Consider the following 23,481-nt stretch of genomic DNA (forward strand, 5'->3'; position numbering starts at 1 on the left):
CTGAAACGTCTCAGAGGCGAGAAACTTAGACCTCGAAGGAGAGTGAACGGGCAGGGCGGCGTCAGGCGCCCTTGAGGATGTCCGCCGCGCGGGCGCGGGCCCAGGCGTCGGCCTCCAGAACACCCTCGACCGACCCGGCGTCGCCCGCGCCGGTCGTCGCGTGCGCCTCGACGACGGCGGCCACCGTGTCGACGATGTCGAGGAAGCCGATGGCCCCGTCGTGGAACGCGTCCACGCACACCTCGTTCGCCGCGTTGTAGACGGCCGGATGGGTCCCCCCGGCCTCACCGACCTGCCGGGCGAGGCGGACGGCGGGGAAGGCGTCGTCGTCCAGGGGTGCGAACTCCCAGGTGGCGGCCTTGGTCCAGTCGATCGGTACGTCGACGTCCGGGAGGCGGTCCGGCCAGGACAGGCCGAGCGCGATCGGCACGAGCATCCGCGGCGGACCGGCCTGAGCGATGGTGGAGCCGTCGGCGAACTCGACCATCGAGTGGATCATCTGCTGCGGGTGGACCACGACGTCGATCGCGCTGAACGGCAGGTCGAACAGCAGGTGCGCCTCGATCACCTCGAGCCCCTTGTTCACCAGGGTCGCCGAGTTGGTCGTCACGACGCGCCCCATCGAGAAGTTGGGGTGGCGCAGCGCCTGCGCGGGCGTCACGTCCCGCAGCTCGGCTCGTGAACGGCCGCGGAACGGCCCGCCGCTGGCGGTCACCACCAGCTTGCGGACCTCCGACGACGCGCCCGAGCGCAGCGACTGCGCGATGGCGGAGTGCTCCGAGTCGACGGGCACGATCTGCCCCTCGTGCCGCACGGCGGCCTTCACGAGGGCGCCGCCGACGACCAGGGACTCCTTGTTCGCGAGCGCCAGAGTCGACCCGGCGGCGAGCGCCGCGAGCGTCGGCCGCAGGCCCACCGACCCGGTGATGCCGTTGAGCACGACGTCGCTCCCCCGGCCGGCCAGCTCGGTCGCCGCCTCGGGGCCGGCGAGCACCTCGACGCCGTGGGCGCCGGCCTCGTCGAGAAGGGCGGTGAGCGCGGGGCGCGCGGCGGCGTCGGCCACCGCGACGGCGCGGACACCGAGGTCAGCGGCCTGCCGCGCGAGGGCAGGCAGGTCGGATCCGCCGGCGGACAGGGCGTCCACCCGGAACCGCTCGGGGTTGCGCCCGATGACGTCGATGGCCTGCGTGCCGATGGAGCCGGTGGAGCCGAGGAGGGTGACGCTTCGCATGGTGCACATCCTGTCAGCCCTGGCGCCGGTTCTCGTTGAGTGCTGGGTATCTGTTGGTCTGCACCGCACGATCCAACAGATACCCAGCACTCAACGAAAGCGGAGGGTCAGGACTCGAGGCGCTTGGCCTCGTTCTCCGTCTCGTCCGCCTCCTCGTCGCGGCCCTCCTTGCGCAGCACGCTGGTGAGCGAGCGCATCGAGGCGGCGGCGTCGGACTTCACGAGGTCCGACGACGTCCCGCGGAGCTTGCCCCACAGGTTCATCGCCTCCTCGGCGACCTCGAGCACCTGCGAGCGCTCCTTGCCACCGATCGCCGACGTCGTGAACGTCTCCAGCGCGTGCTCGAGCACCTCGCGCTGCTTGGTCGGGTCGTCGTCGTCCAGGCTCTTGTACAGCTGGACGGCCTCGCCGACGAGCTTGGTCGTCGGCTTGTCCTGCTCCTTCGCCGCGGCCTGGCTGCCGAACGACAGCAGCGCCACCGCCAGCTTCGACACGGTGCTCCCGGTCTCGCCGGGCAGCTTCTCCGCACCCGAGACCACCAGCTCGTGCAGCCTCGCGGCGGTACGCGTCTCGAGGTTGTCCTCGCGCTCCGGCGCCTCGGCCTGCTCCGGCGTTCGGTCCTGCTCGGGATCCGTCACCTGCTCGGTACCCGTCACCTGCTCCGGGCCCGTCACCTGCTCCGGGCCTGCGTCGTGCTCGACGGCGACCGGTGCCGCGTGCGGCGTCACCTCGGGCGTCGTCTCCCCTGCTGCGGTGACCTGCGCCGCCTGTGCCTCCTGCGGCAGTGCGTCCGTGCTCACTCGTTCCTCCTGTCCACGGTGCGACGAAACTACCAGAACGGGCGTTCAGTCCGGTATGTGGCACGGTGAGGTCCGACGGCGTGTGCGGGTACCTCGTCGTGGCGCACACCCAGTACCGTCAGCCGCCATGAAGACCTGGTCCCGCGGCGCTTCCCGCGACCTCCTCGCGGAGGCCCGTATCCGGCACACCCTGGGTACGGACGCACTGACCGAGCGCGGCGCCGCGCCCGAGCGCGTACGTGTCGCCTACCGTGCCGTCCGCGACGCCCGCGTGCTGGCAGAGCTGGCAGAGGTGCCCGTCGACCGGATCCGCGAGGTCAGCACCGGCCGGGTGCGGGTCGGGCCCGTCGAGGCCGCCGGGTTCCGCACGGTGGCCCAGGTGCTGGGGGCCACCTCCGCGGAGCTCGACGCGATCGGCGGCGTCGGACCCAAGACCGCGCGCCTCCTGCGGGAGGCCGCCCGGCAGATCTACGACGCCGTCGACGACGCGCTCACCTTCCGGATCGAGCCCGACCCGGCCGACCCCCTCGTCACCGACCTGGTGCGCGCGCTGCACACCCACGAGCAGGTCGCCCGGTTCTTCGACGCGTGGGGCGAGCGGCTCGACGTCGACGTCCCGCAGCTGGCCCGCCTGGCCGAGGTGGGCGCCCTGCGCAGCACCCTCGTCAAGCGGCTCTTCGCCGGCCGCGAGCGCACGGCGGCGGCCGACTCCGCCCTGACCGCGCTCCGTGCGGCCGTCGACGGCCTGGACGCCTCGGGCGTCACCGATGCCCTGCGGCGGCTGGACGGCACGCTGACCGGAGCGTCGGACACGGAGGTGTGGCAGGACTACGAGGCCCGTGCCGCCGCCTACTACACGGCGCTGAGCGAGCTCGTCGACCTCGGCGTCGACGTGGAGGCGGCGGAGGGCTACCTGCCCGAGGACGTCGTCGACCAGGTCTCGGCCCAGGACCTGGACACCTCGCTCCTGACCGTCTCCCTGCGGGGCTACCAGGCGTTCGGGGCCCGCTACGCGCTGGTGCAGCGCCGCACCATCCTCGGCGACGAGATGGGGCTCGGCAAGACCGTCCAGGCCATCGCCGCGATGGCGCACCTCGCGGCGCGCGGACGGCGGCACTTCCTCGTGATCTGCCCGGCGAGCGTGGCCTCGAACTGGGCCCGTGAGGTCGCCGCTCACTCCCGCCTGGCGGTCCGGGTGCTGCAGGGCGACGAGCGCGACGCCGGCATCCGCGCCTGGGTCGCCGACGGCGGCGTCGGCATCGTCACCTTCCCGCAGCTCGGTCACCTGCGTGCCGAGGGGATGCCCCGGCCCGCGCTGCTCGTGGTGGACGAGGCGCACTACGTGAAGAACCCGGCCGCCCAGCGCTCGGAGCGCACGGCGGCGTGGGCCCGGACCGCGGAACGCGTGCTGTTCATGTCGGGCACCCCGATGGAGAACACGGTGGACGAGTTCCGCAGCCTCGTGCGCTACCTCAAGCCCGACGTCGCCGACTCGGTCGACCCGGCGGCGGGCCTCGCGGGTGCGGCGGCGTTCCGCCGCTCGGTGGCCACCGTGTACCTGCGGCGCAACCAGGAGGACGTGCTCACGGAACTGCCCGAGCTGGTGCAGGTGGACGAGTGGGAGCGGTTCGGCAAGCACGACGGCGCCGCCTACCGGCGGGCCGTGCTGAAGCGTTCGTTCGCGGACATGCGCCGGGCGGCGTTCGTCCAGGCCCCGGAGCCGACGGCGAAGCTGGTGCGGCTGCGCGAGATCGTCGCCGAGGCGATGGACAACAACCGCAAGGTGGTCGTCTTCTCGTTCTTCCGCGACGTGATCGAGACGGTGCTGGCCGAGCTGGGCCCGCTGGCGATCGGCCCCATCACCGGTTCGGTCCCCGCCCGACGGCGGCAGGAGCTGGTCGACGAGTTCACCGCGGCACCGGAGCCGAAGGTGCTGGTGAGCCAGATCGAGGCCGGCGGCGTCGGGCTGAACATCCAGGCGGCCTCCGTGGTGATCCTGTGCGAGCCGCAGGTCAAGCCGACCGTCGAGGCACAGGCCATCGCCAGGGCGCACCGGATGGGCCAGGTGCGCACCGTGCAGGTGCACCGGCTGCTCATCGAGAACAGCGTGGACGAGCGCCTCCTGGAGATCCTCGGCACCAAGGCGGAGCTTTTCGCCGAGTACGCCGGCCGCTCGACGGTGGCCGTGGCGCCGGGCGCCACCGACGTCGCAGACGCCGAGCTCGCGCGGCGCATCGTCGAGGAGGAGCGCGCCCGGCTCACCGAGCCGGCCGCATAGTCCGGAGCACGCCCTTTTGCTCGCGGTCGGGCCCTCGGCCTGCTGAGATGGACCCATGCCCACCACCGCCCTGACCAGGGGTCCTGTCCAGGCCTCCGAGCGTTCGCCCGCGCCCGACCTCGCGCGCGGCTTCATGCTGCTGCTGATCGCCATCGCGAACACGCCCTACTACCTGTGGGGCCGGGAGATGAACCCCGGTGCGTCGCACCCGATCGACGGCTCGGTCGTCGACAAGGTGGCCGACTTTCTCATCATCACCGTCGTGGACCTGCGGACCTACCCGATGTTCGCGTTCCTGTTCGGCTACGGCATGATGCAGCTCTACAACCGGCAGGTGTCCTCCGGCACCTCCGAGAAGGCGGCCCGCAGGCTCCTGCAGAAGCGGAACGTCTGGCTGCTCGTCTTCGGGTTCGTGCACGCCGCGCTGCTCTGGATGGGCGACGTGCTGGGTGCCTACGGGCTCGCCGGCCTGATCATGGTGTGGCTCTTCTTCCGGGCCAAGGACGTCACCCTCATCGTCTGGACGTGGGTGTTCGGCGGCCTGCTGGCGATCGGCACGGCGTTCGCGGTGGTCGGCGCGTGGTTCCTGGCCCAGCTGCCCGCGGACCACCCGGAGGCGCAGAACATCGCGGCCGGCTTCGCCCCCGACACCGCGTCCATGGCGCAGACGTCCTACCTCGACTCGATCGTCGAACGCCTCGGCTACTGGTCGCTCGGCACGGTGCTCCAGGGGCTGCTCGTCCTGGTGGTCCCGATGATGCTCCTGCTCGCGTTCTGGGCCGGCCGGCGCCGCATCCTGGAGAACCCGGGCGAGCACCTGCCGCTGCTGCGGCGGGTCGCCGTGGTCGGCATCACGATCGGCTGGCTGGGGCCGCTGCCGTCCGCGTTCGACCACGTCGGCTTCATCGACGTACCGGACCATGCCGCATGGGTCTTCTACCCGGTGCAGTTCCTGACCGGCTTCTTCGGCGGACTCGGCTACGTCGCCCTGTTCGGCCTGCTGGGCCACCGGGTCGCGCAGCGCCGCACGGGTGCGCCGTCGCGGAACCTGCTCGACACGGACGGCCCCTTCGTCGGCGCGGTCCAGGCGGTCGGCAAGCGGTCGCTGACGTCCTACCTGCTGCAGTCGGTGCTGTGCGCGCCGATCCTCGCCGCCTGGGGGTTCGGGCTCGGGGAGCACCTCACCTCGTGGAGCATGCTGCTGTTCGCGGTGGTCGTGTGGGGGCTCACCGTGGTGTTCGCCGTCTGGCAGGAGCGCACGGGGCGGCGCGGCCCGGCCGAGGTGCTGCTGCGCCGGCTCGTCTACGGCCGGCCGGCGCAGGCACCGGTCAAGGCTTAGCCCGCGGTAGGGGCCGCGGGCCGGCCCGCAGGCTCAAGCCGTGGGCCGGCCCGCAGGCTCAAGCCGTGGGCCGGCCCGCAGGCTCAGGCCGGGAACGAGTCCACGGCGTCGTCCTCGCCGTCACCGTCGGTGTCCACGGAGATCGTCCGCGTGCCACCGGCGGTCTCCACGACGACGTCGGGCCGCCCGTCACCGTTGGTGTCGTGCAGCTCGACGTCGGGGACGCCGTCGGCGTCGTAGTCCTCGAACTGGGCGTCCACCACGCCGTCGCCGTCGGTGTCTGCCACCTCGACGTCGGCGATGCCGTCGCCGTCGAGGTCGTACTTGCCGGGCTTGTCGGCCAGGAACTCGGACACGTGGTTCTCCTTGCTCGTCACAGCGGCTGGGGTGCTCCCTGATCATGCACCACGAGGCGTGCTGCCCGAGCACCCTGCCGAGCAACGGAGTCCTGAGATTTCACCCTCTTCCCCTCGCGGGTGAAATAGCACGACGCATAGATTCAGCACATGCTGACCCAGGTACGCAAGACCCGGCATCGTGCCGCGCTGCTCGCCGCCACGACCTGCGCCCTCGTGATCGCCTCGGGCACCGCGGTCGCGGCGGTAGCTCCCAGCACCGGGCCGGGGGCCGGCCCCGTCACGCAGGTCTGGTCCGTCGACCTCGCCGCCCGCACCGCCGACGACGCCGGGGTGCGTCACGTCGACGGCGCGCTCCGCCTGGACCCCGCCGGTACCGGCGGCAGCTCCACGGTGGACGACGGGGGCAGCGGCGCGGGCACCGCCTCCGGCGTGCACCAGGAGGCGTCCGGCCAGCTGGTCGCCGAGCCGACCGACCTCGGCTCCCCCGCGAGCGTCGTCGCCGCCGACGTCGACGCCACCGCACCGGCCGGCACCTTCGTGCTGGTCGACGTCCGCGGCCGCCTCGCCGTCCAGGGCCCCGACTCGTGGACGGAGTGGGTGCCCGCCGGTTCCCCGCTCCCCGCGCCGTCCGAGACGGTCCAGGCACGCGTCACGCTCGTCGGCGAGGACAGCACGAGCCCGGCCGTGCGGGAGGTGACACTCACGCCCCAGGCCGCCCGGTCGCGGTCGCTGCAGGAGGCGGAGGTGGAGGCGGCGCCGACGGCCGCCGCCGACACCCACCGCGTCTTCGCCACCCGCGAAGGGCTGGTGGGCGGCACCACCGCCAACGGGCACGTCATCACGCCCCGGGACCACTTCGTCGCGCTGCCGTCCCGGCGCGGACTGTCCTCGAACAACTCGGGGAGCTACTCGGTGCGGGTCTGCGCCGAGAGCACCGGCCGCTGCGCGTACGCCCCGGTCTGGGACGTCGGGCCGTGGAACACCACCGACGACTACTGGAACGACCCCGCGACGCGCCAGTCCTGGGCCGACCTGCCCCAGGGCCGCCCGCAGGCGCAGGCCGCCTACCAGGACAGCTACAACGGTGGGCTCGACGGGTTCGGCCGCCGGGTCGCCAACCCCGCCGGGATCGACCTCGGGGACGGCACCTTCTGGGACGGCGTCGGGCTGACCGACAACGCCTGGACCACCGTGACCTACCTCTGGACCGGCTCCGGCCCGAAGGGGATCGTCCGCACCAGCGGCGGTCCGCTCACCGTGCGTTCCGGTCCCGGCACCGGTAGGGCCGCCGTCGGGCAGGCAGGCAACCACGCGAACGTGGTGATCGAGTGCACCGCACGCGGTACGACGGTGACCGGGACCTACGGCACCACCGACCTGTGGAACCGGATCGGGCCGGGCAACTGGATCTCGGACGCCTACGTCAACACCGGCTCGTCCGGCCCGGTGGCCCCCGCCTGCTGACCCGGGGACGCAGGGAACGGGGTGGTGCTCCCGCGCACGTCGCGCCGGAGCACCACCCCGTCCACGTCACGGCGCGCGGCGGAGCGACAGCGCCAGCCCTGCCGCGGCCACACCGACCACCACCGCACCGAGCAGCGGCAGCGCCGTCACGCCCGCGCCGGCCACGACCCACGACGCCAACGCGGCGCCGACGGCGATACCGCCGTTGAACAGCACCGGGATCAGCGCACCCGCGAACGAGCGCCGCTCGGGCCCGGCCAGCCGCAGGATGAGTGTCTGGGCGAAGGGCGGCATGCCGCCCGATACGACGCCCCACGCCACGACCACAGCGATCCCCACCGCAGGGTTGGTGTCGACGACGCCGAGTGCGAGCACGGTGAGCGCGGTGGCGGCCACGCTGACGACGAGCGCGGGCCCGGTCCGGTCGCTGAGCCTGCCGGCCAGCGCGACGCCCACCGCGGAGGCCAGCCCGAACACCAGCAGCAGCGCGCTCATCCCGCCCGGCAGCGCGTCGGCAGGTACCTCCGTGAGGCGGGTGATGTAGGTGTACGCCCCGTAGTGGCCCACCAGGACCAGCGCCACGAGCGCCGTCACCGTCAGCAGCAGCCCCATGCCACGCCGGTTCACGCTCGTCGGGCCGCCCGACGCCGACGCCGAACCGCCCGCCGTCGGGCCTCCTCCCGTCGAGGCGTCCGCAGCCGCCCCGGGTGCCGGGGCTGCCGGAGCTGCCGCACGGGCGACGACCAGCCGCACCGCGACGGCACCCAGCACGCCGAGGACCGCGAGGGCCCAGAAGGCGGCCCGCCACCCCGCGGCGTCGGCGATCAGCCGGGCCAGCGGCGTGCCCACCACCATCCCCAGCGTCGCCCCGCCCAGCACCACGGCGACAGCGCGTCCGAGCAGACGGTCGGGGACCAGGTCGGCGACGTGCGCGTTGGTGGTGGCCCACAGCAGCCCGACGGCGGACGCGCCGAGGATCCGCGCGCCCACGGCGAGCTGGAACGTCGGGGCGAGGGCCGTGAGGGCCGACGAGAGGGCGAGGACGGCCAGCCCACCGGCGATCACCGCACGGCGGTCGCGGCCACGTGTCAGCCGGACCAGCGGGAAGCTGAGCACCACGACCACCGCGGCCCACAGCGAGACCAGCATGCCGGTGCTCGACTCGGCGACGCCCAGGCCGGTGCTCATCTGCTCGAGCACCGCCGTCGGCAGCATCTCGGCGGTGACCATGAGAAGCGTCCCGGCTCCCAGCACGAGCAGGGAGGGCCAGGGCAGCACGTCGGCGGCCGGCGCCGAGGGGTGCCCGCTCCGCGGCGGTTCGACGGCGACCGGCTGGGCTGGGGTAATGCCTGTTGTCTCCATGTCGGCAACGCTAGAGTTTGACACTGATGTCAATGTCAAGACCTGCTCGGAGGCACCCATGAAGATCGGTGAGCTGGCCGCGCGAACCGGTGTCACACCCCGCCTGATCCGCTACTACGAGCAGCAGGACCTGCTCGAGGCGGACCGTGCGCCCAACGGCTACCGGACCTACACCGAGGCCCACGTCGAGCGCGTGTCCCGCGTGGCGGGCCTGGTCCAGGCCGGCATCCCGACGCGACTGGTCAAGGTGCTGCTCGACACGGAGGACTCCGCGGCCCGGGACGAACCGACATGCCCCCGCGAGGTGGCCGAACAGCTCGCGACAGAGCTGGTCGGCGTCCAGGCGCGCATCGACTGCCTCACCCGGAGCCGGGACTCGATCCGCGACTTCCTGACGGCGACGCAGCACGAGGTGCTGCTGCGTGAGGCAGAAGAGCCCGCGGTCGCCGTCTGACCCGCCCCGTCTTCCATGCCGGAGCAGCCATGCCGGAGCAGCCATGCCGGAGCAGAACTGTGGCCGAGGTGCTGATCAGCACCTCGGCCACAGTTGTATCTCGCCACTGTTCTACCTCGCCACGGTCCTACCTCGGCGTGGGGTCACTCGACGCCGAGCAGGACCTCCACCGCGCGGCTCAGGAACGCGTCCACCGAGGCCTCATCGTAGGCGTCCGCGCCGCGGGCGCGCCCGAAGGTGGCGGACCGGATGTCGCCGGCCGTCAGCGGCTCCTGACGGTCGAAGTACCCGATGAGCCGGTCGCACAGGTCGTCGACGTCGTCCTTGTCGTAACCCTGTGAGCCGCGGTCGGCAGGCGCGAACTTCTCGCCGTCGGGCCGGCCCAGCCGCCCGTACAGCGAGCGCGCACGCTCGGCGAGCGCGTTCATCCAGGCCTGCTGGCCGTGCGCCGCCGCGTACTCCGCGCGCTGCCGGGCGATGAACGCTGCTTCGAGCCGGTCGAGCGCCGCGTCGACCTCGTGGGTGTTGTACCCACCACGGGTCAGGTCGAACGTGGACGCCTGGATGTCGGCACTGGTCAGCCGATCCGCGGTGCGTCCCTCGTACGCCTGCCGCGCGTGCTCGAAGAACTCGTCGACCTCGTCCTTGTCGTACCCGGTACGCAGCGCGGGAACGCTGTTGAACATCCCACTCACTCGTCGTCCTCCTCAGCCGCAAGCTGCCCGCAGGCCCCGTCGATATCGCTCCCGCGGGTATCACGGATCGTGGTCGGGATCCCGTGACCGCGCAATCGTGCCACAAACTCGTCCTCGACCTCGCGGTCGCTCGCGGTCCAGATCGAGCCCGGCGTCGGATTGAGCGGGATCGGGTTCACGTGCACCCAGCCGCGCCCGCGCGCGTTGAGCTTCTCGCCCAGCAGGTCGGCCCGCCAGCCGTGGTCGTTCATGTCCTTGATCAGCGCGTACTCGATGGACACGCGACGGCCGGTCACCTCGAAGTAGTTCCGCGCGGTGTCGAGGGTCTCGTCGACGCTCCACCGCGTGTTGATCGGCACCAGCTCGGAGCGCAGGTCGTCGTCGGGCGCGTGCAGCGAGAGCGCGAGCGTCACCGGGATGCCCTCCTTGGTGAGCTTCTGCATCGCCGGGACCAGGCCCACCGTCGAGACGGTGATGTTGCGGGCCGACATGCCGAAGCCCTCGGGCTGGGGCGCCACCAGCGCCCGCACCGTCTCGATCACTGCCTTGTAGTTCGCGAGCGGCTCACCCATGCCCATGAACACCAGGTTGTTCAGCCGGGTGACGCCGCCGGGGATCTCGCCCTCGGCCAGCGAGCGGAACGCCGCGCGGACCTGCTCCAGGATCTCCGCCGTCGAGAGGTTGCGCGTCAGGCCGAGCTGGCCCGTGGCGCAGAACGGGCAGGCCATGCCGCAGCCCGCCTGGCTCGAGACGCAGAGCGTGGTGCGCTGCGGGTAGCGCATCAGGACCGACTCGACCTTGGCCTCGTCGAACAGGTGCCACAGCGTCTTGACCGTGGTGCCGCCGTCCGCCTCGAGCTTGCGCGTCGGCCGCATCAGCTCGGGGAACATGGTCGTCGCGAGCGCGTCCCGGGACTTCGCCGGGAGGTCGGTCATCTTCGCCGGGTCGCTCGTGTAGTGCGTGAAGTAGTGCGTCGCGAGCTGCTTGGCCCGGAACGCCGGCTCCCCCGCCTCGACGACGGAGGCGACCCGTTCCTCGGGAGTGAGGTCGGCGAAGTGCTTCGGCGGCTTGCCGCGGCGCTTCGGCGCCATCTGGAGCGGAATAGCAGGGGTCTCGTCCGAAGGCCGGACGGTCGGCTGGGCGAGGGGAGTTTTCATCAGGCAACCACCGAGAGCACAAGATAGACGAAGGGCGCTGTGATAATCATCGAATCGAGGCGATCCAGCACGCCCCCGTGCCCCGGGAGCAATGAGCCCATGTCCTTCAATTCTAGGTCACGCTTGAGCAGCGATTCCGCGAGATCGCCCACAGTCGCAGTGATTGCGGTCATGACGCCGAGCGCGATCCCGAGGAGCGGGCTCTCGCCCAGCCCGTAGACCGCCCCGAGCACGCCCACCGCCGTGGCGAGCACGATCGAGCCGGCCAGGCCCTCCCAGGACTTCTTCGGGCTCACGGTGGGCGCGAGCGGGTGCCGGCCCAGCATGACTCCCGCGATGTAGCCGCCCGTGTCGTTGGCGACCGCCAGGAGGACGAACAGCACCACGCGGATCTCGCCGTCGGGCTGCGCCAGCATGAGCACGACGAAACCGGCCAGGAACGGGACGTAGGCGGCCGCGAAGACCGCCGCCGCGGAATCACGTACGGCACTGAGCCCGGAGCCGTCGAGCGCACGCCAGACCACCGCCGCCGCCACCGTCAGGATGAAGGCGACGAACAACGCCTCCGCGCCGCCCCGGTACGCGGAGACGACCATGCCGGCGGTCCCCACGAACAGGGGCACCATCGGCAGGCGCAGGGCACGGCGCGCGAACGCCTGGCGCAGCTCCCACAGCCCTGCCCACAGCAGCAGGACCACGAAGAGGACGAACGGCTCCGGCCGCCAGTACAACGACGCACCGACGACGCCGAGCAGGCCGACGCCGACCAGGATCGCGGCAGGAAGGTTACGGCCTGCACGCGACTGCTTCGGGGCCGGTACGGGCTCGGACTCAGGGCTCACGGCGGTGTGCGCATTGTCTCGCTCTGTTCTGTCTCGAGGCGGTGCGGACATCAGACCTCGAGCAGCTCGCTCTCCTTGCTGGAGAGCAGCTGGTCGATGACCTCGACGTGGCTCTTGGTGAGCTTGTCCAGCTCCTTCTCCGCGCGGGCGACCTCGTCCTCGCCGGCCTCGCCGTCCTTGACCACGCGGTCCAGCTCGTCCTTGGCCTTGCGTCGGATGTTGCGCACCGAGACGCGCGCCTCCTCGGCCTTGGTCTTGGCGAGCTTCACGTAGTCGCGACGACGCTCCTGCGTGAGGGAGGGCAGCACGACGCGGACGACGTTGCCGTCGGTCGCGGGGTTCACGCCCAGGTCGGAGTCGCGCAGCGCCTTCTCGACGGCCGGCAGCGAGCTCTTGTCGAACGGGGCGACCATCACGGTGCGCGCATCCGGGATGTTGAACGACGCCAGCTGCTGCAGCGGCGTCGGCGCACCGTAGTAGTCGACGGTGATCTTGCTGAACATCCCCGCGTTGGCGCGACCGGTACGGATACCCGCGAAGTCTTCCTTGGCGACCTCGATCGCCTTCTCCATCTTTTCCTCGGCTTCGAGGAGGGTCTCGTCGATCACCACTGCTCCTTCATTCGTCTACGGGTGGTGCCGGGGCCACTCTACGGACACTTTGCCCGGCTACCGAAAGGTTCGCGCGTTCACCGGGACTCGCCGGGTCGCACACTGCTCGGCGTGCGGTGATCAGCGTGACGTGATCAGAGTGCCGATCGGCTCGCCGGCCAGCGCACGGGTGACGTTGCCCTCACCCTCCATGCCGAACACGCGCATCTGGACGTTGTTGTCGCGGCACATGGCCAGCGCCGTGTCGTCCATGACGCCCAGGCGGTTCACGAGAGCGTCGGTGTACGTGAGGTGGTCGAGCTTCTTCGCGTCGGGGTTGCGGCGGGGGTCGGAGTCGTAGACGCCGTCGACGCCGTTCTTCCCCATGACCACCTGCTCGCAGTGCGTCTCCAGCGCGCGCTGCACCGAGACGGTGTCGGTGGAGAAGTACGGCATGCCGGCGCCGGCGCCGAAGATGACGACGCGACCCTTCTCCATGTGCCGGATCGCGCGCAGCGGGATGTACGGCTCGGCGACCTGGCCCATGGTGATGGCGGTCTGCACGCGGGTCTTGACGCCTGCCTGCTCCAGGAAGTCCTGGAGGGCCAGGCAGTTCATGACCGTGCCGAGCATGCCCATGTAGTCCGCACGGGCCCGGTCCATGCCGGCCACGCTCAGCTCGGCGCCACGGAAGAAGTTCCCGCCGCCGACGACGATGGCGACCTGCACGCCGTCGCGCACCGCCACGCCGATCTCCTTCGCGATGCGCCGGACCACGTCGGCATCGAGCCCGACACTGCCGCCGCCGAACGCCTCGCCCGACAGCTTCAGGAGCACACGCCGGGCGGGCTTGCCCTCCATGTCCACCGCGAAGTTCTGGGTCGCCTCGTCGCTCACTGGTCCGTCACCCTTCAGTCGTCACTACCGGGAAACTGGCTCTCCCGGAATACTGCCCGACTCGCGGGCAACACACCTCTGCGCGCGGCAGAGGTCCGGGCCGACCTCAAGACCCCTGGCGCGTTCTCGAGCCCGTGTGGCTCCAGTCCGCATCAGAAGCATCGAAGTCCCACCGCGCTCCTGATGGAGCCCGGTGTGCGAGCCGGCCCGTGGAGGGAGCCGACCCGCGTATGCGTCGGCCCGGCCCGCGCCGAAGCGCGGACCGGGCCGACCACACTGCGTCAGGAACCGACGCGGAAACGCACGAACGCGGTCAGGGAGCCGTTCGCGGCGGCGACGTGCTTGCCGACCGTGGTCTTCGGGTCTTTGGCCAGCGGCTGGTCGACGAGCACGACCTCCTTGAAGAAGCCGTTCAGGCGACCCTCGACAATCTTGGGCAGTGCGGCCTCCGGCTTGCCCTCGTTCTTCGAGGTCTCCAGAGCGATCGCACGCTCCTTCTCGACGACGTCCGCCGGGACGTCCTCACGCGTGAGGTACTTCGGGGCCATCGCCGCGACGTGCTGCGCGATGTCCTTGGCGACCGAGGCGCCCGCCTCGTCGGTGACGACGAGGACACCGATCGACGGCGGCAGGTCCTTGGCCGTCTTGTGCAGGTACGTCGTGACCTTGGGGCCCTCGACCCGCGCGACGCGGCGCAGGACGATCTTCTCGCCCAGCGTGGCGCCCTGAGCGGCGATGAGGTCGGCGACGGTGCCCTCCGCGGACGGGGCGGCGGTGGCCGCAACCTCGTCCGAGGCACCGGCGGCGGCCGCTGCCTCGAGGACGGCCTCGGCCAGCGAGATGAACTTCTCGTTCTTCACGACGAAGTCGGTCTCGGCGTTCAGCTCGATCATCGTGGCCACCTGGCCGGCCGCGGTGTCCTCGACCTTGACGGCCACGAGGCCCTCGGAGGCGGTGTTGCCCTCACGCTTGGCAGCGCGGGCGAGGCCCTTGGTGCGGATGATCTCGATGGCCTTCTCGGCGTCGCCGTCGGCGGCGTCCAGTGCCTTCTTGACGTCGAGCATGCCGGCGCCGGTCCGCTCACGCAGCGCCTTGATGTCAGCGGCGGTGTAGTTCGCCATTGTTCTGGTCCTCCGTGCAGTCGTGTTGTTCGTGGGAGGTCGTACGACCCGAGGAACGGCGCGCTGACCGGGTCCGGGCGAACCGGACCCGGTCAGCGCCGCACGTCACTTCTCGGTCTCGGCCTCAGCGGCCTCGGGAGCAACCGCGGCAGCGGCCTCGGTCGCCTCGGGGGCGGCGGCCGGAGCCTCGTCGGCGGGTGCGGTGACCTCGGGAGCAGCGGCCGGAGCAGCCTCGACTGCCTCTGCGGCCTCGACGACCTCGGCGGGAGCGGCCGGGGTGGCGGCCTCAGCAGCCTCGGCGGACGCCGCGGCGACGGTGCCCTCGCTCGTCTCGGCCGGAGCCTCGACGGTGCCCTCGGAACCGGCCAGGAGCTCGCGCTCCCACTCGGCCAGGGGCTCAGCGGCGACCTCGGTCTCGGCACCGGTCTTGCTGCCACCGGAGTGGCGCTGCATGAGGCCCTCGGCGACGGCGTCCGCGATCACGCGGGTGAGCAGCGTGACGGAACGGATCGCGTCGTCGTTGCCCGGGATCGCGTAGTCGACCATGTCGGGGTCGCAGTTGGTGTCGAGGATCGCGACGACGGGGATGCCCAGCTTGCGGGCCTCGTCCACCGCGAGGTGCTCCTTGTTCGTGTCGACGATCCAGACGGCCGAGGGAACCTTGGCCATGTCACGGATACCGCCGAGCGTGCGCGCGAGCTTGTCCTTCTCGCGGCGCAGGACCAGGAGCTCCTTCTTCGTGAGGCCGGAGGCGGCCACGTCGTCGAAGTCGATCTCCTCGAGCTCCTTCATCCGCTGAAGGCGCTTGTGCACGGTGGTGAAGTTCGTGAGCATGCCACCGAGCCAGCGGTGGTTCACGTAGGGCATCCCGACGCGGGCGGCCTGCTCGGCAACCGGCTCCTGGGCCTGCTTCTTGGTGCCGACGAAGAGGATCGAACCGCCGTGGGCGACCGTCTCCTTGACGAAGTCGTAGGCGTTGTCGATGAAGTGCAGCGACTGCTGCAGGTCGACGATGTAGATGCCGTTGCGCTCCGTGAAGATGAACCGCTTCATCTTCGGGTTCCAACGGCGGGTCTGGTGTCCGAAGTGGACACCGCTCTCGAGGAGCTGGCGCATGGACACGACGGCCATGACACGTCCTTTCGGTGCGGCCCGAGATCAACTCGGGTCCTCCGCACGCATTTCAGGCGGCACCAAGGCTGACAGCCCGGGCCGCGGTTGGGTTGGATCGGCACCGCATTGCTTCGGTGCCCCTGGCGCCACGTCGTGCCCGACGCCGACCCAGAGGGCCGGACCGCTGCCGGACGTGACTTGATGTGACGCGCGTTGTCGATCGGGTGCTCACCCTGCCTGGCCAACGGTCAGCCAGGCTGTCCGTCTGCCGGTTCGGGAGTGCATGCCGGTCGCGGGTGGAAGTTTACCCGACCTGCCCTTGCAACGAGGACCCGGCCGGACTCCGGCGACTGTGACGTCGCCCGCTCCCCCCGCAGCCCTGTCCTGGCCTGGTCCGGGAAGCTCCCGCGGGCGGCGTGCAGCCCCTCGCGACGGCGGCGGAAGGCGGCGAGCGCGACCACAGGCGAGGCCCGCACGCGCCCGTGCACAGCGGGCGGACCCACGGCACCCGGAGCCGCCGGCGCCGCGTGATGCTCGCGGCATGAGACCTCTTCCCGTACCCCTGCGCCGCCGCGTCCGCGGGCGGCTCACGACGACGCTCCTGGCCGTGTTGCTCGCGATCGCCCTGGTGGCCCTCTCCGCGGCGGCACCCGCCACCGCGCTGCGCTCGGGGCCGGACGTCGCGCTGCGTTCCGAGCCTGACCCCACTCTGCGGGCGGTGCCGGACGTCGCGCTGCGGACCGGACTCGGCGTCGCACTCCGGGCGGATGTCGGCCCCGGCTCCCCGCCGGACCCCACCGGGTACGTGCCGCCCGTCGCCGGGGTGGACCCGCCGGCGGGCGTGGAGCGCCTGTTCGATCCGCCCGAGCAGGAATGGGGGCCCGGGCACCGCGGCGTGGACCTGATCGCCGCGGCCGGCTCCAAGGTCCTGTCCCCTGGGGCGGGTGTCGTGACCTTCGCCGGGCAGGTGGCACGGCGCGGCGTCGTGGTGGTCACGCACCCGGACGGCCTGCGCACCAGCCTGGAGCCGGTGTCCGCCACGGTGCCGGTCGGGACCGCCGTGGTCGCCGGGGCCAGGATCGGCGTCGTCGAGGGCAGCGGTTCCGGCGGGGGTTCGGGCGGCGGCACGCCACCGAACCACTGCGCTCCGCGGTCCTGCGTGCACTGGGGCGTACGGCGGGGAGAACGCTACATCGACCCGCTGTCGCTCCTGGACCGCCCGCCGATAGTGCTCCTGCCCGACCGCTGAGCCGCCCAGCACGGGTACGTCATGCGCGAGGGAACGCCTGGGCGTAGACGCTGCGTAGCCGCTCCGCGTCCACGTGCGTGTAGCGCTGGGTCGTCGCGAGGTTCGCGTGGCCCAGCACCTCCTGCACGGCACGCAGGTCCGACCCACCCTGCAGCAGGTGGGTGGCGGCCGAGTGCCGGAGCGCGTGCGGCGCCACGTCCTCGACCCCGGCCTGGGCCGCGAGGCGGTGGACGGCCTCGCGCACCTGCCGCTGGCCCCAGCGGCCGCCGCGCTCGCCCACGAGCAGGGCGTCGCCGGTCGTAGCAGTCGCCAGCACCGGCCGGCCGTCGGCCAGCCAGGCCTCCACCGCACGCGCCGCCGGGATGCCGAACGGCACCACACGCTCCTTGCCGCCCTTGCCGAGCACCCGTACGAGCCGGTCCCTGGAGTCCACGTGCCCGACGTCGACCGACACCAGCTCGCCCACCCGGATACCCGCGCCGTACAGCAGTTCCGCGGCGACCCACGAGCGCAGGGCCGCCGGCTGGTTCGCCTCGTCCGCCTCCTCGGCCGCGGACCGGGCGCTGTCGAGCAGGCGGCCTGCCGCGTCCACGTCGAGCACGGTGGGCAGGGTGCGCGGCACCTTCGGGCTCGCGAGGCGGGCCGACGGGTCGACGGGCACCAGTCCCGAACGGTGCGCCCAGCGCAGGAACGCGCGGGCCGAGGCGCCTCGGCGGGCCAGCGTGGAGCGGGCGAGCCCGCGGTCGGACTGCGACGCGAGCCAGCCGCGCAGCAGCGTGAGATCGATGGCGTCGAGCCGCGTGGTGCCGTGTCGCATCGCGTACCGGAGAAGGTCGGTCACGTCGGCCACGTAGGCGCGCCGCGTGTGGGCGGAGTGGCCGCGCTGCGCGTCGAGGTAGCTGCCGAACCGGGACACGGCATCAGACATCTGCTCGGGCAGCCGAGGCAAGCCGGACAGGTCGGTAAGGTCCACGTTTGCCAGTGTGCAACTCCCCCGCCGCACGACGAAGAAGGCGCGCCGCCATTTTTCGCCCGCAACCACCGGGTTCTGCCAGTATGACGGTCGGACGAGTACAGGGAGGACGTCAAAGATGCGTGCTGTACAGGTGACCGAGTTCGGCGGGCCCGAGGTGCTGAAGGGGGTCGAGGTGCCGGAACCGACACCGGGGCCCGGACAGGTGCTGATCGACGTGGCGCGGATCGGCCTGAACTACGCCGATACGCACCAGGTGGAGAACTCCTACCAGACGCCGACCACGCTGCCGTTCATCCCGGGCGGCGAGGTCGTGGGACGCACGCAGGACGGCCGACGGGTCGTCGCCCTGCTGACCGGCGGCGGCGGATACGCCGAGCGCGCCGTCGCCGACGAGGCCATGACCTTCCCCGTACCCGACGGCGTCGACGACCTCACCGCGCTCTCCATGCTGGTGCAGGGCACCACCGCCTGGATCCTGCTGCGCAAGAACGCCCACCTCGAGCCCGGTGAGTCGGTGGTCGTGCACGCCGCGGCCGGCGGTGTCGGCACGATAGCCGTGCAGCTGGCCAAGGCCTGGGGCGCCGGCCGCGTCATCGCGACGGCGAGCACCGACGAGAAGCGCGCCCTGGCCCTCGAGCTCGGCGCGGACGTCGCTGTCGACTCCCGCGCGGACGACATGACCGCGACCCTGATCGACGCCAACGGGCGCCGCGTCGACATCGTGCTCGACATGGTCGGCGGCACCACCACCGACCAGAGCGTCGCGGCGCTCGCGCCCTTCGGCCGGCTGGTCTTCTACGGCATGGCGGGGCGCAAGCCGCCCAAGCCCGTCGACCTGCGCAACCTCCTCGGCCACAGCACCACCGTCGCCGGCATGTGGCTGCCCCACGTGTTCCGGCTGCCCGGGGACCTCTACGGCACCGCGCTGGCCGAGCTGTTCGACCTCACGCAATCCGGCGAGCTCCGCGCCGTCGCGGGCGGCGAGTACGCGCTGTCCGACGCGCGCGCCGCCCACGAGGCACTGCGCTCGCGCGGCACCGTCGGCAAGCTCCTGCTCGACCCGACGCGCTGACCGATCAGCGTCTGCGCCAGCCTCCGTCCTTCTGCTCGGCGAGACCCATGAGTTCGAGCAGCCCCAGCGCGCCCGTCGTGTCGCCGAGCGCAAGTCCTGCCGCGCGGGCGATCGAGCGTTCGTGCGCCGCCTTCCGTACGGGTAGCGCGTCGAGCACCGCCTTGCCCGCGGCATCGAGGTCGTCACCGGGCCGGCTCTCACCCCGGCGTTCCGGTGCGCTCTCGCCCAGGTCGCCCACCAGTTCGGCAGCCTCCGCGGCGTCGGTGACGCACACGGCGGCACCGCGCCGCAGCAGCTCGTGGCATCCGGCGGACGCCATCGAGGTGACCGGACCGGGCACCGCACCCAACGGCCGCAGCAGGTTGGTCGCGTGGTTGGCCGTGGACAGTGCGCCGGACCGGACGGACGCCTCGACCACCACCGTGCCCGACGTGAGTGATGCGATCAGCCGGTTGCGCTTGAGGAACCGCTGCTTGCCCGGCACCGATCCCGGCGGCACCTCGCTCACCACGGCGCCCCGCTCCATGGTGCGCCGCAGCAGGTCGGTGTTGCTCGCGGGGTAGAGGCGGTCGACACCGCCCGCGAGAAAGGCCACGGTCGGCGACCCCGACACCAGCGCGCCCCGGTGGGCCTCAGCGTCGATGCCGCTGGCGCCGCCCGAGACCACGGTGAACCCGCGATCGGCCAGGCCGCACGCCAGCGTCCGCGTCACGCGGATGCCGTAGTCGGTGCAGGCGCGGGAGCCGACCAGCGACACCGAGCGCGCCGCCAACCGGGTCAGGTCCGGATCGCCCCGCACCCACAGGGCCAGCGGTGCGCCGGCACCCAGGTCGGCGAATGCCGCCGGCCAGCGCGGGTCGTCGGGGGCCAGGAACGTTCCGCCGTACCGGCCGAGCACCGCGAGCTCACCCTCGGGGTCGAGCCGTTCGAGGCGCGGCGCCCAGCGCCGTACAGCGGCCACGACGAGCCCTGCCGCTCGCGCGCCCGACGTCCCTCCTCCGGCGGCAGGCCCCCCGACCGAAGGAGCCCCAGCGGCGGGTCGCTGGGCAGCAGGCCCGAGGAGACGTCCGGGGGCATCGGCTCGGCTGCCGGTGCCGGTCGCCGGCCCGCGGCCCGGCACGTCGTCCAGCGCCCGGCCACCGCCGATCCGCCGGAGCGCCGCCCCCGCCCGCTCCGGGGACCGGGCGGCCTCCACCAGCCAGCCCAACGCGCCGACCGGGCCGAGGTTGCCCACCAGAGCACCGGCCACCGGGTCCCCCGGCTCGGCGATCCGGCTCCACGCGGCCCGTGCCAGCACCGGGTCGTCCACGTCGAACCCGAGGCCCGAACGAGGCAGGTCGAAGAGCGACTCACCCATGGTCGCCTCCGGTGCGCAGCAGCAGCGCGTTCCCGACGTCGGGCACCGTGGGCGCGGTGCGCCCCGCGAGGTCCGCGATGGTCCAGGCCATCCGCAGCACCCGGTCGACCCCGCGCAGGCTGAGCCGCCCGTCGGTCATCGCGCGTTCGATCGGGCCGAGCAGGCCGGGATGCGGCCGGAGCAGGTCACGGAGGAACCGCCCCGGCATCTCCGCGTTGGTGGACCACGGCGTGTCGGCCAGCCGGGCCCGTGCTGCCTCCCGTGCGGCGAGCACCCGGGCAGCCACCACCGACGTCGGCTCGGAGCCACCCTCCATCCGCTCGACCCGGTCGACGGGTTGCACCTCGACCTGCACGTCCACGCGGTCCAGCAGCGGACCGGACAGCCTGGCGAAATAGCGGCGCCGCACCGTGGGCGAGCAGCTGCACTCCAGCCCCTTGCCCACGGCGAGCCCGCAGGGGCAGGGGTTGGCCGCCAGCACGAGCTGGAACCGGGCCGGGTAGCGCGCCGCGCCGCCCGACCGGTGGATGACGAGCTCGCCCTGCTCCAGCGGCTGCCGCAGCGTCTCCAGGACTCGCGCGCCGAACTCCGGGGCCTCGTCCAGGAACAGGATCCCGCGGTGCGCCCGCGACACCGCGCCGGGGCGCGGGATGCCGGACCCACCGCCCACCACGGCGGCCGCGGTGGCCGTGTGGTGCGGGTCCTCGAACGGTGGGCGGCGGATCAGCCCGCCACCCGGGTCGAACGTGCCGGCCACGGAGTGCACGGCCGTGACCTCGACCGCCTCGCGGTCGGTGAGGTCCGGGAGGATCCCCGGCAGGCGGGACGCCAGCATCGTTTTGCCTGCCCCTGGCGGCCCGACGAGCAGTAGATGGTGACCACCCGCGGCAGCCACCTCGAGGGCCGCGCGCGGCCGCTCCTGCCCCAGCACGTCCGCCAGGTCGCCCGGCAGCCGCGGGGACAGCGCCGGCCGGGTCGGCTGCACGACCACCACCTCCCGCACCAGCTCGGGCGATCCCCCGTGGAGCGCCACCACCTCGGCCAGGCTCGCCGCGCCCACCACCCGCGCACCCGGCACCAGCCGCGCCTCGTCGAGATCTCCGGCCGCCACGACGACGTCCCGGTATCCCGCGTCCACCGCCGCCGCGACGGCCGGCAGCACCCCGCGCACCGGCTGCAGCCGACCGTCGAGCCCCAGCTCGCCCAGGTGGACCACCCGGTCCAGACCCTCCCGCCGCAGGCCGGCGGACGACGGCCCCTCGGCGCCGGCCAGGATCGCCACCGCGATCGCCAGGTCGTACGAGCTGCCCTGCTTGCGCAGCGACGCCGGCGACAGGTTGACGGTGATCTTCTTGACGGGCCACTGCAGGCCCGTGCTGGTCACCGCCGCCCGCACCCGGTCGCGGGACTCGCTCAGGGCGGCGTCGGGCAGCCCCACCAGCGTGAACCCGGGGACCGATGCCGCGAGGTGGGCCTGCACCTCCACCACGTGCCCCTGCAGGCCCACGAGCGACACAGCCCGCGTGGTCGCCGTCCCCATCAGGCCACCGACTCGAGGTGCTCGACGACCGCACGCCCCTGGGGCTGCAGCGTCACCGCCACCACGTCGATCCGGACCGCACCGAAGCGCGTGCGCACGTCCGGCAGCACCGGCACCGCACTGCCCTGCCCGGCCTCCTCGGGCGCCTCCTCCTGCAGCCGCGCCGCGGCGAGCCGCTCCCGGAACACGGTGAGCCACTGCCCCGTCAGCCGTTTGATCCGTGCGAGCTTGCGCGGTGTGACCGCCTCCGCAGGATGCCCGAACCCGTGGCCCGACCGCGTCTTGACCTCGATCACGACGAGCACGTCGCCGTCGAGCGCGACGATGTCGAGCTCCCCGTCCTTGCCCCGCCAGTTGGTGTCGAGCACCTCCCAGCCGCGTGCCCTCACGTGCTGCAGCGCTACCCGCTCGCCGTACCGGCCCACGCCGTCCTTCTTCGCCATCGCGTCCACCTCCGTGATCAACCTTGGTCACGGAGGTGGACCGTCCGACAGCGTCCGCGGCCCATCTGTGCACAGATCGACGATCCACAGGTCCGGCGTAGCGCTCCGACCTTTGGGATCTCGCCACGAGGGTAGGTGCCGAACCGGGACGACTTTCGGCGCGCCCGTGCGCGGGGCCCAGAGCCCTCGATCAGCTCAGCCGGCCGGAACGGTGTCCGTCCAGCTCACCGACTCGGCCCGGAACTGCTGGACCCGGGCGGTCACCTCGACCGGCGGGACGACCTCGTCCTCGGCGAAGTAGACGTAGTCGACCTGCTCGACGTAGTCGCGTCGCGTCGGGTCCGCGACCAGGCCACCGGCGATGAACCAGTGGTTGAAGCTGATCGCCATCGCCGTCTCCGGGTAGTACTTGTCACCGTGGTCGGCGACCTCGGTGCCGTCCAGGTAGTAGGTCACCCGGCCGCCGGCGACCTGGATCACCAGGTCGTGCCAGCCGGCCAGGCTCGCCGAGACCGTGTCATGGACGTTGTCCGAGACCCACGGGTCGGGCTGGTAGGTCTCCCAGGTGGTCATGAACAGCGTCGGGCCGGACGCACCCCAACCGCCGTTCGGCAGGTACTCGAAGTCGAGCTCGCCGTAGTCCGGGTCCATCGGCGCGTCCAGCGGCGTGATCGTGAAGAAGCTCTGGACGGTCTCGTCGCCGTCCGGACCGCTGACCGGGGCATCCCCGAAACGTACCCGGGCGGCATAGGTGCCCTCGGCGAACTTGCGCTGGTGGGAGACCTCCGACTGCACGGTGGCGCCGGCGGCACCTTCGGTGGATGCCTTGAGCTCCAGCACCTGGCCGCCGTCGGCCGCGGGGAACGAGACGTGGTCCCTCGACCACACCGCGCCCGGCACACCCGGGCCGCCACCGCCGGTACGGACGTACCAGCCGCGCTGGGCGAGGAGCGGGTCGCCGGGACCGCTGTAGCTGAAGTCGTCGAACAGTTCCGCCGTCGGTGCGGCGTCCGCCGGGACCACCGTCCCGGCAACCAGCACGGCCGCTACTGACGTCGTCGCAAGGATCGCCGGGATACGCATCTCTACCTCCATTGGTAACCAAGATTTACCAATTGCGAGGCTGCCCGCTCCGGGAGCGC

At 72.3% G+C, this 23,481-nt stretch carries 22 protein-coding genes; 6 read left to right on the forward strand and 16 right to left on the reverse strand.

The window, feature by feature from the left end:
• Positions 1-61: 61 nt before the first annotated feature.
• On the reverse strand, positions 62-1,231 hold the full coding sequence (dxr, locus tag LUU90_RS13275) for a 1-deoxy-D-xylulose-5-phosphate reductoisomerase (RefSeq protein ID WP_275003904.1): 1,170 nt from the start codon (positions 1,229-1,231) through the stop codon (positions 62-64).
• 107 nt (positions 1,232-1,338) lie between these two features.
• On the reverse strand, positions 1,339-2,031 hold the full coding sequence (locus LUU90_RS13280) for a hypothetical protein (protein WP_275003905.1): 693 nt from the start codon (positions 2,029-2,031) through the stop codon (positions 1,339-1,341).
• A 127-nt stretch (positions 2,032-2,158) separates the two neighbouring features.
• Between LUU90_RS13280 and LUU90_RS13285 the strand changes: the two genes are divergently transcribed.
• Both LUU90_RS13285 and LUU90_RS13290 read left to right on the forward strand, forming a co-directional pair.
• Positions 2,159-4,309, forward strand: coding sequence for a DEAD/DEAH box helicase (locus LUU90_RS13285; protein ID WP_275003906.1), 2,151 nt, complete (start codon positions 2,159-2,161; stop codon positions 4,307-4,309).
• Between the two features lie 55 nt (positions 4,310-4,364).
• Positions 4,365-5,648, forward strand: coding sequence for a DUF418 domain-containing protein (locus LUU90_RS13290; protein ID WP_275003907.1), 1,284 nt, complete (start codon positions 4,365-4,367; stop codon positions 5,646-5,648).
• Positions 5,649-5,731: 83 nt separating this feature from the next.
• On the opposite strand, the gene LUU90_RS13295 is transcribed toward LUU90_RS13290, so the two are convergent.
• On the reverse strand, positions 5,732-6,004 hold the full coding sequence (locus tag LUU90_RS13295; RefSeq protein WP_275003908.1) for a hypothetical protein: 273 nt from the start codon (positions 6,002-6,004) through the stop codon (positions 5,732-5,734).
• A gap of 150 nt (positions 6,005-6,154) precedes the next feature.
• Between LUU90_RS13295 and LUU90_RS13300 the strand changes: the two genes are divergently transcribed.
• On the forward strand, positions 6,155-7,471 hold the full coding sequence (locus LUU90_RS13300; protein ID WP_275003909.1) for a hypothetical protein: 1,317 nt from the start codon (positions 6,155-6,157) through the stop codon (positions 7,469-7,471).
• A 66-nt stretch (positions 7,472-7,537) separates the two neighbouring features.
• Here the strand turns inward: LUU90_RS13300 and LUU90_RS13305 are convergent, their stop codons facing one another.
• On the reverse strand, positions 7,538-8,833 hold the full coding sequence (locus tag LUU90_RS13305) for an MFS transporter (protein WP_275003910.1): 1,296 nt from the start codon (positions 8,831-8,833) through the stop codon (positions 7,538-7,540).
• 58 nt (positions 8,834-8,891) lie between these two features.
• Here LUU90_RS13305 and LUU90_RS13310 point away from each other — a divergent pair, with 58 nt between their 5' ends.
• Positions 8,892-9,287, forward strand: coding sequence for a MerR family transcriptional regulator (locus tag LUU90_RS13310; protein ID WP_275003911.1), 396 nt, complete (start codon positions 8,892-8,894; stop codon positions 9,285-9,287).
• Positions 9,288-9,430: 143 nt separating this feature from the next.
• Here LUU90_RS13310 and LUU90_RS13315 read toward each other — a convergent pair whose 3' ends face one another.
• The 7 genes from LUU90_RS13315 to rpsB form a co-directional block, all read right to left on the reverse strand.
• Complete coding sequence (locus tag LUU90_RS13315; protein WP_274994384.1) at positions 9,431-9,973, reverse strand: DivIVA domain-containing protein; 543 nt, start codon at positions 9,971-9,973, stop codon at positions 9,431-9,433.
• A gap of 5 nt (positions 9,974-9,978) precedes the next feature.
• Positions 9,979-11,073 carry a 23S rRNA (adenine(2503)-C(2))-methyltransferase RlmN gene (gene rlmN / locus LUU90_RS13320; RefSeq protein ID WP_425596230.1) on the reverse strand — a complete coding sequence of 365 codons (1,095 nt, stop codon included), beginning with the start codon at positions 11,071-11,073 and terminating at the stop codon, positions 9,979-9,981.
• 65 nt (positions 11,074-11,138) lie between these two features.
• Positions 11,139-11,981, reverse strand: a complete 843-nt coding sequence (locus LUU90_RS13325; protein ID WP_275003913.1) for a phosphatidate cytidylyltransferase — start codon at positions 11,979-11,981, stop codon at positions 11,139-11,141.
• Positions 11,982-12,031: 50 nt separating this feature from the next.
• The gene (frr, locus tag LUU90_RS13330; protein ID WP_274994100.1) at positions 12,032-12,589 is read right to left on the reverse strand and encodes a ribosome recycling factor; all 558 of its coding nucleotides are present in this window, start codon (positions 12,587-12,589) and stop codon (positions 12,032-12,034) included.
• Positions 12,590-12,712: 123 nt separating this feature from the next.
• A complete protein-coding gene (pyrH, locus tag LUU90_RS13335; RefSeq protein ID WP_275004046.1) occupies positions 12,713-13,432 on the reverse strand; it encodes a UMP kinase in 720 nt (239 codons plus the stop codon).
• 317 nt (positions 13,433-13,749) lie between these two features.
• On the reverse strand, positions 13,750-14,589 hold the full coding sequence (gene tsf, locus LUU90_RS13340) for a translation elongation factor Ts (RefSeq protein WP_275003914.1): 840 nt from the start codon (positions 14,587-14,589) through the stop codon (positions 13,750-13,752).
• Between the two features lie 105 nt (positions 14,590-14,694).
• Positions 14,695-15,720, reverse strand: a complete 1,026-nt coding sequence (gene rpsB, locus LUU90_RS13345; RefSeq protein ID WP_275003915.1) for a 30S ribosomal protein S2 — start codon at positions 15,718-15,720, stop codon at positions 14,695-14,697.
• A gap of 523 nt (positions 15,721-16,243) precedes the next feature.
• On the opposite strand from rpsB, the gene LUU90_RS13350 reads away from it, so the two are divergent.
• The gene (locus LUU90_RS13350) at positions 16,244-16,951 is read left to right on the forward strand and encodes a M23 family metallopeptidase (protein WP_275003916.1); all 708 of its coding nucleotides are present in this window, start codon (positions 16,244-16,246) and stop codon (positions 16,949-16,951) included.
• A 19-nt stretch (positions 16,952-16,970) separates the two neighbouring features.
• Here LUU90_RS13350 and LUU90_RS13355 read toward each other — a convergent pair whose 3' ends face one another.
• Positions 16,971-17,879 (reverse strand): tyrosine recombinase XerC, encoded by a 909-nt coding sequence (locus LUU90_RS13355; protein WP_275004047.1) that lies wholly within the window; start codon positions 17,877-17,879, stop codon positions 16,971-16,973.
• Positions 17,880-18,042: 163 nt separating this feature from the next.
• Between LUU90_RS13355 and LUU90_RS13360 the strand changes: the two genes are divergently transcribed.
• Positions 18,043-18,999 carry a quinone oxidoreductase family protein gene (locus LUU90_RS13360; protein ID WP_275003917.1) on the forward strand — a complete coding sequence of 319 codons (957 nt, stop codon included), beginning with the start codon at positions 18,043-18,045 and terminating at the stop codon, positions 18,997-18,999.
• A gap of 4 nt (positions 19,000-19,003) precedes the next feature.
• Here LUU90_RS13360 and dprA read toward each other — a convergent pair whose 3' ends face one another.
• The 4 genes from dprA to LUU90_RS13380 form a co-directional block, all read right to left on the reverse strand.
• On the reverse strand, positions 19,004-20,356 hold the full coding sequence (gene dprA, locus LUU90_RS13365) for a DNA-processing protein DprA (protein ID WP_275003918.1): 1,353 nt from the start codon (positions 20,354-20,356) through the stop codon (positions 19,004-19,006).
• On the reverse strand, positions 20,349-21,896 hold the full coding sequence (locus LUU90_RS13370; RefSeq protein ID WP_275003919.1) for a YifB family Mg chelatase-like AAA ATPase: 1,548 nt from the start codon (positions 21,894-21,896) through the stop codon (positions 20,349-20,351). The genes dprA and LUU90_RS13370 overlap by 8 nt, the downstream gene beginning before the upstream one ends.
• Positions 21,896-22,339, reverse strand: coding sequence for a YraN family protein (locus tag LUU90_RS13375; protein ID WP_275003920.1), 444 nt, complete (start codon positions 22,337-22,339; stop codon positions 21,896-21,898). The genes LUU90_RS13370 and LUU90_RS13375 overlap by 1 nt, the downstream gene beginning before the upstream one ends.
• A 195-nt stretch (positions 22,340-22,534) precedes the next feature.
• The gene (locus LUU90_RS13380) at positions 22,535-23,422 is read right to left on the reverse strand and encodes a glycoside hydrolase family 16 protein (protein WP_275003921.1); all 888 of its coding nucleotides are present in this window, start codon (positions 23,420-23,422) and stop codon (positions 22,535-22,537) included.
• Positions 23,423-23,481: the final 59 nt, after the last annotated feature.

This window comes from Promicromonospora iranensis (assembly GCF_028994775.1).
Classification (GTDB): domain Bacteria; phylum Actinomycetota; class Actinomycetes; order Actinomycetales; family Cellulomonadaceae; genus Promicromonospora; species Promicromonospora iranensis_A.